The 9,817-nt window shown below is 66.2% G+C and carries 10 protein-coding genes and 1 pseudogene; 3 read left to right on the top strand and 8 right to left on the bottom strand.

The features are described 5' to 3' along the window. The coding region (locus VFG33_RS18450; RefSeq protein ID WP_325054131.1) for an ice-binding family protein at positions 1 to 685 on the bottom strand (685 nt) is incomplete at its 3' end. A 355-nt stretch (positions 686 to 1,040) separates the two neighbouring features. Further along, positions 1,041 to 1,295, bottom strand: a complete 255-nt coding sequence (locus VFG33_RS41280; RefSeq protein ID WP_325054130.1) for a hypothetical protein — start codon at positions 1,293 to 1,295, stop codon at positions 1,041 to 1,043. A 104-nt stretch (positions 1,296 to 1,399) separates the two neighbouring features. Here VFG33_RS41280 and VFG33_RS18440 point away from each other — a divergent pair, with 104 nt between their 5' ends. Next, positions 1,400 to 2,353, top strand: a complete 954-nt coding sequence (locus VFG33_RS18440; RefSeq protein WP_325054129.1) for an NAD-dependent epimerase/dehydratase family protein — start codon at positions 1,400 to 1,402, stop codon at positions 2,351 to 2,353. Positions 2,354 to 2,395: 42 nt separating this feature from the next. Here VFG33_RS18440 and VFG33_RS18435 read toward each other — a convergent pair whose 3' ends face one another. The 4 genes from VFG33_RS18435 to VFG33_RS18420 form a co-directional block, all read right to left on the bottom strand. Then, positions 2,396 to 2,767: an aminotransferase class I/II-fold pyridoxal phosphate-dependent enzyme gene (locus VFG33_RS18435; protein WP_325054128.1), complete on the bottom strand. Its 372-nt coding sequence runs from the start codon at positions 2,765 to 2,767 to the stop codon at positions 2,396 to 2,398. A gap of 52 nt (positions 2,768 to 2,819) precedes the next feature. Continuing rightward, a complete protein-coding gene (locus tag VFG33_RS18430; protein WP_325054127.1) occupies positions 2,820 to 3,776 on the bottom strand; it encodes an RNA polymerase subunit sigma-70 in 957 nt (318 codons plus the stop codon). Positions 3,777 to 3,781: 5 nt separating this feature from the next. Further along, on the bottom strand, positions 3,782 to 4,207 hold the full coding sequence (locus VFG33_RS18425) for a glyoxalase superfamily protein (RefSeq protein WP_325054126.1): 426 nt from the start codon (positions 4,205 to 4,207) through the stop codon (positions 3,782 to 3,784). A 186-nt stretch (positions 4,208 to 4,393) separates the two neighbouring features. After that, a complete protein-coding gene (locus VFG33_RS18420) occupies positions 4,394 to 5,263 on the bottom strand; it encodes a methionyl-tRNA formyltransferase (RefSeq protein WP_325054125.1) in 870 nt (289 codons plus the stop codon). Positions 5,264 to 5,443: 180 nt separating this feature from the next. On the opposite strand from VFG33_RS18420, the gene VFG33_RS18415 reads away from it, so the two are divergent. After that, positions 5,444 to 6,445 carry an ABC transporter permease gene (locus VFG33_RS18415; protein ID WP_325054124.1) on the top strand — a complete coding sequence of 334 codons (1,002 nt, stop codon included), beginning with the start codon at positions 5,444 to 5,446 and terminating at the stop codon, positions 6,443 to 6,445. 153 nt (positions 6,446 to 6,598) lie between these two features. Beyond that, the gene (locus tag VFG33_RS18410; RefSeq protein ID WP_325054123.1) at positions 6,599 to 7,438 is read left to right on the top strand and encodes an alpha/beta fold hydrolase; all 840 of its coding nucleotides are present in this window, start codon (positions 6,599 to 6,601) and stop codon (positions 7,436 to 7,438) included. Between the two features lie 156 nt (positions 7,439 to 7,594). On the opposite strand, the gene VFG33_RS18405 is transcribed toward VFG33_RS18410, so the two are convergent. Further along, on the bottom strand, positions 7,595 to 7,927 hold the full coding sequence (locus VFG33_RS18405; RefSeq protein ID WP_325054122.1) for a histone-like nucleoid-structuring protein Lsr2: 333 nt from the start codon (positions 7,925 to 7,927) through the stop codon (positions 7,595 to 7,597). Positions 7,928 to 8,288: 361 nt separating this feature from the next. Continuing rightward, positions 8,289 to 9,817, bottom strand: a pseudogene (locus tag VFG33_RS18400) (hypothetical protein); the annotation flags it as partial.

The following is a 9,817-nucleotide window of genomic DNA, read 5'->3' as shown; positions in this document are numbered from 1 at the left end:
GGGCCAGCATCCGGCCGACGGCCGTGGCTCCCGTGTCCATGGTGATGGACGTCAACGCCAGGATGGTCCCGCGGAACCTGGTCGCGGTACCTAGTGTCGCCGAACTGCCCACCTGCCAGAACACGTTGCAGGACCGAGCCCCGTTGACAAGCAACACGCTGCTGCTGGTCGCCGTGGTGAGCGTGGATCCCGCCTGGAACACGAAGACCGCCCCCTCGTCACCCTCGGCGTCCAGCGTCAGCGCGCCGGTCAACCCGATCGAGGAGGCCGAGTTGTAGACCCCCTGAGTCAGCCTCTTGCCGCCCAGGTCGTCGGTGATCGGCGTCGGAGGCTTCTCCCCCGCAGCGACGTTGTAGGCAGTGACCAGATCGTCCTTCGCCCCCTGCGTCACGTTGTCCCCGGCGTGGTTCGTTCCCGTGATCGTCATCGTCGCGGTGCCGCTGATCGCCGGATTCGGAAAACTGCCGATGTCTCCGGTCAGCACGGTGGGTCCGGTATTGGTGATTCCCGCACCGGCGAGGACCACGAAGCTCTCGGCGGTCCCCAACGGCACCACCACTGCTGCCGCCGAGGCGCTCCCCCCGGTTGCCAGCAGACCGGCCGAGGAGACCGCGAACGCGGCCGCCACCGCCAGCACACTCAGACGTATTCGAGCGGCCACCGGTACAGGTCTGGAAAGCTTCATGAAGGACTCATCCTCATCCTTTGATCAAGCCGCTCGACCCCAAGGATCAGCACGACAGGTGGCGCTGGATAGCGCTTCGCAAAGGAGGCTCTGCGGTCACATGTCCGACGGTCCTGTCAGCAGGGACTCGATCGAGAGTCCGGCAGGATCACGTCGGCAGACCGCCACCGGCAGCAGGACCGTTCCGGCCCACCGCGAGCAGACAGCGTGTTCGCACCCCGTTCGACCGACGGCGGCCCGGAGGCCCTTCCCCGCCGATCACAATTCGTTACTGAGATTGACGCTAGGTGAGGGATCACTCACTGTCAATGGCCAACTGGATGCCGTAGTCAACAATCCAAACAAGTTGCCGCCATCAACTACCGGTGGGCCGATCGGCCTCTGTTGCAGTCATACCGGACGACGGAAGCGGTAGCCGAAAGCCGCTGCGATCGATCCGCAGCAGGCCGTCGTCGTAGACCTCGATCGCCCGGGTCGGCGGCGTTGCCCTGCGCAACAAGGCCTCCAGTCGTGCCACCGGTTCGTTGCTGCCGAACGGCTTGGTGAGGTAGTCATCCGCTCCCGCCCGCAGTCCGTTGGACTCCAACGCTCCCGGCTGTTTCGACGGCACGATCGACGAGGTCGCCCATCTACACAAGTGCCCTGAACCAGACAACCGTCACCAACCACTACCAACTCGGCACCCCCTGACCGACGCCCCCTAGGGTGGAGGGTATGCGCGTAGTCGTTATCGGAGGTACTGGGCATATCGGCACGTATCTGGTGCCGGAGTTGGTGGTAGCGGGGCATGAGGTTGTCGTGCTCAGCCGTGGGCGGAGGGAGCCGTACCTGTCGAGTGGCGCCTGGCGCCGGGTCGAGGTGCTGAAGGTGGATCGGGATGCGGAGGAGGCGGCCGGCACCTTCGGTCAGCGGGTCCGCGGGTTGCAGGCAGATGTGGTGATCGACCTGATCTGCTTCACCGAGGACAGCGCCCGCCAGTTGGCCGAAGCGATCGAGGACCAGGTCCAGCACCTGCTGCATTGCGGCACGCTCTGGGTGCACGGCCCGAGCACCACGGTGCCCACCCGGGAGGACGCACCACGCACGCCGTTCGGGGAGTACGGGATCGCCAAGGCCGCGATCGAGCGGTACCTGTTGACCCGCCGAGGCGTGCCCGCCACGGTCATCCACCCCGGCCACATCAGCGGACCGGGCTGGACCCCGGTCAACCCGGCCGGCAACCTCGACCTGGGCGTCTTCGAAAAGCTTGCCAGTGGCAATGAACTGGCGTTGCCCAACCTCGGCCTCGAGACCGTCCAGCACGTCCACGCCGCCGACGTGGCCGGCCTCTTCCTGGCCGCGATGGCAAACCGGTCCGTCGCGGTCGGCGAGAGCTTCCATGCCGGCGCCGAGGGCGCGATGACGCTTCGCGGGTACGCCGAGGGCGTGGCGCGGTGGTTCGGCCGGGACCCCGAGCTGACCTTCCTCCCCTGGGAGCAGTGGCGCGCGACTGTCTCCGCTCGCGATGCCGAGCTGACCTGGGACCACATCGCGCACAGCCCGCACTGTTCGATGGAGAAGGCAGCCCGGCTGCTCGGCTTCCACCCCCGCTACACCGCCCTCGGAGCCACCCTTGAAGCAATCGCCTGGCTGGTCGACAACGGCAAGATCACCGTCGCCCAGCCTTGACGCGCAGGCGGGGCGTGGTGGGTAAGACGGGTGGCGGGGTGATCAGTCGGTCGACAGGTTTTCGGCGATGGCTCGGACCAGGCCGATGACGTCTTCCTCGGTCGGGTACCGCTCGGCCAGGATGCTCAGCTCTTTCGCCGGGAAGAAGTCGCCGAACATGCTGTAGAGGCCGTCCGCCATGTACCAGACCCGGTCGTGCTCCTCGCTCAACTGACGGATCCGGCGCTCCAGTACGTCGAGGTCGCTGTGCGGAATCGCATACACCGGAGCGTCCACCAACTTGGCGGCCATCCGCACACTCCGGTGCACCTGCGAATCGAGCAGGACCACGTCCCCGGCTCCCACGAGGGTGGGGATCGTCGACATGTTGCCCATGCTGGTGCTGGCCGAGATCGCGCTCGGCCGGGTAGCCACCGCGAGCACTCGTTGGTCATGACATGCCCTTTCGGGCAAGGCCATCTGCCCCTCAGAGCTGCGGTGGCAGACCGAAGGCGGGAAAGCGGGAGTAGCCGAAGGTCATGATCTCGGCGATGGAGCCGTCGGCGATCCGTAGTACGTCGAGCTTGAACGCCCGGAACACCGTGTCCCCTGGCCGGCGGAGGTAGCTCGCGGCGGCCGGCAGCCGGTTGGCCGAAGTGGGCACCAGCTTCCAGTCGCCGTCCCGGTTCGGCCCGAACGCCCGCTCCAGCAGTGGACGGATCATCTCGATCCCCTGGAAGGACAGTCGGTCCGGCGGCATCGAGATCCGCAGGTCCTCGGCCGCGATCGCGATCGCCGCTGCCGCATCGCAGCGCTCGTGCGCGTCGATGAACCGATCCAGCAACGCCCGCTCCTCGACGCTCGGCCGCGGGGCGGTCCAGTCCGAACGACGAGCCGGCAGGCGCTCCTGCATGGTCGCCCGGGCTCGCTGCAAGGCGCTGTTCGCCGCCGCCACGCTGGTCTCCAGCAGAGCTGCGGTTTCGCCAGCCGGCCAGCCGAGTACGTCCCGGGCGATCAGCGCCGCGCGCTGCCGTGGCGGCAACGCCTGCAGCGCGACCAGGAACGCCAACTCGATCGTCTCCCGGTCGACCGCCACCGCATCCGGCTGATCGGCAGGCGGCGCGATCTCGTCCAGCAACTGGTCCGGATACGGCTGCAGCCACACCATCTCCCCGGGCGACGCGGCCTGCCGGCGAGCGTGCCGCCGGGACACGTCCAGGCAGACGTTCGTCGCGATCCGGTAGAGCCAGGCACGGAAGTAGGTCCTGCCGTCGAACCCGTCCCGGCCGCGCCAGGCCCGCAGCAGGGTCTCCTGTACTGCGTCCTCGGCGTCGTCGAAGGACGCCAGCATCCGGTAGCAGTGCACGTGCAACTCACGCCGGTGCCGTCCGGCGAGGTCGGCGAACGCGGCCTCGTCGCCCGCGAACGCCGCCTCTTCGAGCACCTTGTTCACAGTCGGTCGGGGGTGGTCTTCCGGACCTCCTGAACCGTCCAGCCGTTGCCGTCCGGGTCCTCGAAGGTCAGGAACGTCCCGTAGTCGGCGCGGTTCGGATCCACCCCGGTCTGCTGCCCCTCGGCGGTGAAGTGGAACGGCTCGCCGACCTCGACCCCACGCTCGACCAGATCGGCCCGCGCCGCCTCGATGTCGTTCACCACCAGGTGCGTGCCCTGGTACGTCCCGGGCGCCGCCTTGGTCAGGCCCGTACCGATCGAGATCGAGCAGGACGAGCCTGGCGGCGTCAGCTGCACCACCCGGAAAGAGTCACCCGCGCGGTGATCGACATCCTCGCGGAAGCCGAGTTGATCGGTGTAGAACTTCTTCGCCCGGTCCACATCCGTCACCGGGACGATGACGAGTTCAAGCTTCCAGTCCATTGCAGCCTCCCACGATCGGGTCGGTCACAGTCTGACCGACGCTCTTGACCAGTGAAACGACAGCAACGACGAAAACTCATCGGTGCATCGATTAGCTCGCTATCCCGGCCTCTTCCAGGATGGTTCTGGCCACGGCGGTGTCAGGCCTTGCAGGCGCAGGCTGTCCGCTTGTCGCTCGGCAGCAGTTCAGCGACGATCGCCGACGACCCGTAGTACGCCATCTTTGGTTTGGATCGTCCATCCGTCGGGATTCTCAGCGAGGACAGTGCCTGGAGCTCCGTTGGCACCTGGGCTGAGCTCCGCGTGGACGCTGTGGATCACTACCTCGGCGCCGTTGATGACGGCCTGAGCTCTTGGCCCGAAGAGGTTCAGAGCGGCGACCTGCCGTCGAACGACAGCTATCGGCTCACTGAGATCGAGGACCAGCTCAGCGTCGGTGAACATCGGAGCCTCAGATGCTTCGGAGCTGTTCTGCGTCAGCCCGGGTTCACCTGCGACTGCCTTGGCGGCGGCCTCCTCCAGGCACTCATCGAGCATCTCGACCCACGCGGTGAGCAACGTCGGACCGGTCAGGTCGTCCGGTAGGGGCCGCTGTCGCTGGGCCAGGACGGCGCCCGTGTCGAAGGCCTTCTCGGTGCGGTGCACGGTGGCATCGACGGTGGTCGCGCCTTCGTAGATCAGGCGGGCCGGGTTGGGGCCACGGCCTTTGGGAAGGCGGGACGGATGCAGATTCAAGGCGCCGTACTTCGGGATCTCCAGGATCTCCGCGGGGATCAACCGGGGAAAGGCGGCCGAGATGATCAGATCCGGCTGGATGGCAGCGATGACCGCCGCAGCGACCGAGCGCAGCTTGCCGGTCATCAGCACGCTGGACTCCACCGGCAGGGTTTGGACGAACGGGTTGCCGCCGGCGCCGTACCGACTGCTCGCCCCGACCGGCGGCGTGACGATCAGCACGATCTCGTGCCCGTTCCGTTCAGCCCAGTCGGCAATGATCCGGTAGCTGGGCAGATACGCAGTCATCGCGACCACCCGCAGCGGTGTGCCCCCATCCATGCTCAATTCCTCGCTCTCAGTCTGGTGAGTCTCTGAACCCGGAGTACGCCAACCACTGTACGAACGGTTCCGGACCTTTTAGCCACAGTCGAAAAGGGTGGTCGCCGGGACGCGCTCGCCTGCATGCTCGGGCTCACGGGCGTGGCTGCTGTCGCCCGCCGGTCAGCGGAAGGGTGTCAGATGCTTCGCTTCGTCATCCGCAGACTGCTGCAGATGGTTCTGATCATCTGGGTGATCAGCGTCATCACGTTCTCGCTGTTCTGGACAACACCCGTCCGGCCGGCGCGGGAGATCTGCAACTATCACTGCAACACCGAGCGGTTCGAGCAGATCAATCGAGCCTTCGGGTTCGACAAACCGCTGATCGTGCAATACGGGAACTACATGAGCGGACTGGTCGACCCGCGCGGCAGAGAGCTGGGGACCGAAGGCTCGAAGGAACACTGCGACTGGCCGTGTTTCGACCGCTCCATTCACACCGGCGTCCAGGTATGGGGGTCCCTGGCCGACGCTTTCTGGCCGACCTTCTGGCTGGCGACGGGAGCCGCCGTCCTCTGGCTGACCGGCGGGGTGCTCCTTGGCCTCGTCGCGGCGCTCCGCAGGGGTCAGTTGCTCGACAGGTTGAGCGTCGGCCTCGCCCTGTTCGGAGCATCGTTGCCCACCCTCGTGTTCGGCAATCTGCTGTATCTGATCTTCATCGTCAAACTGAAAATCCTGCCTGCTCCCGACACCATGAACTTCGCGCTCACCGCCGGTCCGGGAGCGTGGTTCACCTCGTACATCCTGCCGTGGATCACACTGGCGCTGGTCTACGTAGCGCTCTACACCCGGCTGACCCGTGCATTCATGATCGACGTGATGAATGAGGACTTCATCGTCACCGCCCGGGCGAAGGGCCTCAGCGAGGGACGGATCGTCTTCAAACACGGCCTCCGCGCCGTACTGGCTCCGATCACCACCATCTTCGGCCTCGACCTCGGCAGTCTCATCGGGGGCGCGGTGATCACCGAGCAGATCTACGGCATCCACGGCATGGGCCGGCTGACCATCGATGCGGTACTGGGCGTCGACCTGCCGATCATCATGGCCGTGATGATGATCGTGACGATCTCCATCGTCGCCGCGAACGTCGTCGTGGACATCGCCTACGCCTTCATCGACCCCCGCGTCCGCCTCACCTGAGCCACCAGATCTGTACTGGTCCGGCGACCGTGAGTAGCAGTTCCTGAATCTACGTCAGATGACTCAATCCCGGCTGCCGGTCGCGCGCCTAGCGTCCCTCTCGAAGGGCTGCTGAAGCCGTCACACCAATCATCACCAGCTAGGAGCACCACCATGCAACACCAACTGTCACGCCTGGTCTCCACCACGCGCGCGAGGATCGCACTCGCCCTGTCCGTCGTCCTGGCGGTCGCCCTCCTCGCGGGCGCTGCACCGGCCAGCGGAACCAGCACCACGCACCCCAAGCCGACTGTCGTGCTGGTGCACGGCGGCTGGGCGGACTCTTCGGGGTGGAACGCCGAAATCGAACGGCTGCAGAAGGACGGCTATCCCGTCATCGCCCCGGCGAACCCGCTGCGTGGACTCGGCTCCGACGCCGCCTACCTCCGCAGCGTTCTGCAGTCCATCACCGGTCCCATCGTGCTCGTCGGGCACTCGTACGGTGGAGCCGTCATCACCAACGCGGCGGTCGGTGTACCGAATGTGAAGGCATTGGTCTACATCGCCGCGTTCGCTCCCGACCAGGGCGAGAACCTCGCCGGACTGGTCACCAAGAACCCGGGCACCCAGATCACGCCCGACGCTCTCCTCGAGCGTCCCTACCCCTTGCCGGGCGGCGGCACGGGCACCGATCTCTACATCAAGGAGTCGGTGTTCCGCGAGGCCTTCGCCGGCGACCTGCCCTGCAGTACCACCCGTTTGATGCAGGCGACGCAGCGTCCGTTCTCCCTGGCGGCCTTCACCGAACTGTCGGGTACTCCGGCCTGGAAGACCATCCCGTCCTGGTACCTGGTCGCCACCGAGGACCACGCGATCCCGCCGGTCACCGAGCGCTTCATGGCAGCAAGGGCGAAGGCCCACGTCGAGGAGGTCGAGGCCTCCCACGTACCGATGATGTCCCGCCCCAAAGCCACCACAGACCTCATCCTCAAGGCCATCAAAGCAACCCGCTGACCCTCGAACCGACCGGTACTGCGTTGTCGGCGGGCGCTGATCTCGCATTCGGACTGACAATCCCGTTCATGACCACGCTGTTGCCGACAATCGCCGCAAGCCTTCTGCGCGGCTCACCACAAAGAGCGCGGACGACCGTCAATGACGTCCTGGTGGCTAGTTGGCTGCGTCGAAGGCCTCGCGGATCTCGTTGGGGATTCGCCCGCGAGCGTTGACGTCGTAGCCATGGGCTCGCGCCCATTCCTTGATGGTTTTGGCGTCGGACCCTAGGCGGGTCCGCCTGACCTTCACGCCATGAGAAGTCCGGACGGATCGACCGGCCTCGATATACGGCCGCAGCGCCTTGCGCAGCGCGGTGCCGTTCTTGCGGGTGAGGTCGATCTCATAGGTCTTGCCGTCCAGGGCGAAGATGACGGTCTCGCCCTTGCCTGACGGGATGTTCGTGCCGTCGAGGTCGTCGGTGAGGAACACCTGAGTTCGTTGCGCCATGCAACTACGCCTCCTTGTGATCGCGGATCCTCGCCACATCATGCATCACGGCTCGGCCGGTCTTCGCCACGCCTCGCCTGTTTGACCCGGTCGAGAACCAAAGGCGGATCGCTCTCCGTAGTGGCGGTCAAAGGTTCTGCCTGATTTGTTCAACACAAAGTAACGGGGGCGTTAGAAAATGCATGTCAAGTATTCGGATGTCGGTTCAGTCACACGGATCGGCAAAGCGATCGGCCAGCTCGGCCGGCGGAGCGTCGACATTCTGCGAGTCAGTCTCGGCCTGATCTTCCTGGGATTCGGCGCGCTGAAGTTCTTTCCCGGGGCGTGCAGCGCCCGATAGGTGGCGAAGTTGTTGAGATCGCTAAGACATGGGCGCTCGTCTGGGCGCGGCGTCCGGTCGCAGGCTGCTGCCTAGTGCGATCCCTGCCAGCACCAGAGCACTGGCGGCCAGGCCGGTCAGGTAGGCATATTCGCTCCCACTGTCGGTCGACCCCTGAATGAAGCTGATGATCGTGCCCAGCTTTCCCAGGCCCAAGTCGATCACGTTGAAGGCCACACAGGTCGCCGCAGTCGCCAACAGAAATGCACGCGACCTCGAGCCTCTGGGCGCGGCGAGAGCAGCCCACGCAAGCACGGCAAGGAAGAACGGCTCGACGACTCCCATCTTGGTCACCGAGAACCAGGAGGTCCCATCGTTGTGATCGATGGCCCCACTGACCAGATACAGGGCGCCCCCGACGAGAACCAACCCCGCCCCCACCGGATGGACCGACCACGACGCCCACACCGTCGGACGCACCACACTCCAGATGGCCGCGATCATCGCGGCTGAGATCAGCAGGGTCGCGGACCAGCTGCCGACATTGTTGGCCAGGCCCCCAGCCAGATACACGAGGCCGTCCACGCCCAACGATGTTGCGCAGCCGGCCACGACACCGAGGACGAGGCTTGCGTGGCGGCCGGTCCATCGCACTACCAGCGCGGCAAAGAGCGTGGTGATCGAGGCCCAGATCCAGGAAATGCGCCAGTTGCTTTCCACATTCCAGTGGGTGTTCGACTCGTCGTACCAACCGTTGCGTGGCTCCGCGCCCGGCCAGTTCAGCACAGTCAGGGCCAGCGCGCCGACGATCAACACAGCCACCAGCCACCAGGGCGGCGGTGCCGGGACGCGTGGCGGCGAAGTCGCGCTGGGGTCGGGGTCTGCTTGCTCTCCTGTCGAATTCGGCTCCGGCCCGGGCGGCGGAAACCACTCCGGTGGCGGCCATTCCGGCTGGGACGATGGCGGCTGCGTATCACGCACACCCGGCGGCGTCGGTCTCGGCTCCGGCGACACCGGCGGCTCTGGCTCTGGCTGGGGCTCGGGCATCGGGAACCGTGCCCGGACGGGGATCTGGCACTCCCCGGTCGGTCCGCTCAGCACAACCGCGCCTTCGTGTATGCCATAGCGATTGGGGCGCGCGATGACCCGCACCACCGCGCCGGCCTGCTCGACGCGGATCCACGGGGCGCTTGCCACCGCCACCGCGACTACAGCAAGGGGTGGACCTTCCAGCCTGAGCTCGCCGACCGCCGATCCATCCTCAGCCATCTGCAGCTCCAGCTCAGTCGGCGTCGCCCGTGGGACCGCCGCCTCGACCCAGCGACGGGCCGCTTCCTGCACCTTGTGGCTGTCATCCTTGCGCGTCATGCGTTGCAGAACCTGCCAGGCTGAGTACGCCCGACCGAGATCCGCCTCGAGCAATCGTTCCTTCAGGTCGTCGACCACGCCGAATCTCGTCGCTGTCAGTGGACTGTCCACCGCCTCCAGCAGTTCCGGTGCAAGCGGCGTCGGGGTGATGAGCCGGACCCGGCTGCGCGCGATGAGCAGTTCCCCCTGCGAGCCGAACGTCC

The organism is Kribbella sp. (genome assembly GCF_035687465.1).
Taxonomy (GTDB): domain Bacteria; phylum Actinomycetota; class Actinomycetes; order Propionibacteriales; family Kribbellaceae; genus Kribbella.
Note: the sequence above shows the minus strand (reverse complement) of the source record. Positions and strands in the feature narration are given on the sequence as shown.

What these genes read in the sequence shown, in the direction of transcription:
- VFG33_RS18440 (WP_325054129.1), top strand. Translation starts at nt 1,400, where the DNA reads ATGCGCGTAGTCGTTATCGGAGGTACTGGGCATATCGGCACGTATCTG.
- VFG33_RS18425 (WP_325054126.1), bottom strand. Translation starts at nt 4,207, where the DNA reads ATGGACTGGAAGCTTGAACTCGTCATCGTCCCGGTGACGGATGTGGAC.
- VFG33_RS18420 (WP_325054125.1), bottom strand. Translation starts at nt 5,263, where the DNA reads ATGGATGGGGGCACACCGCTGCGGGTGGTCGCGATGACTGCGTATCTG.
- VFG33_RS18415 (WP_325054124.1), top strand. Translation starts at nt 5,444, where the DNA reads ATGCTTCGCTTCGTCATCCGCAGACTGCTGCAGATGGTTCTGATCATC.
- VFG33_RS18410 (WP_325054123.1), top strand. Translation starts at nt 6,599, where the DNA reads ATGCAACACCAACTGTCACGCCTGGTCTCCACCACGCGCGCGAGGATC.
- VFG33_RS18405 (WP_325054122.1), bottom strand. Translation starts at nt 7,927, where the DNA reads ATGGCGCAACGAACTCAGGTGTTCCTCACCGACGACCTCGACGGCACG.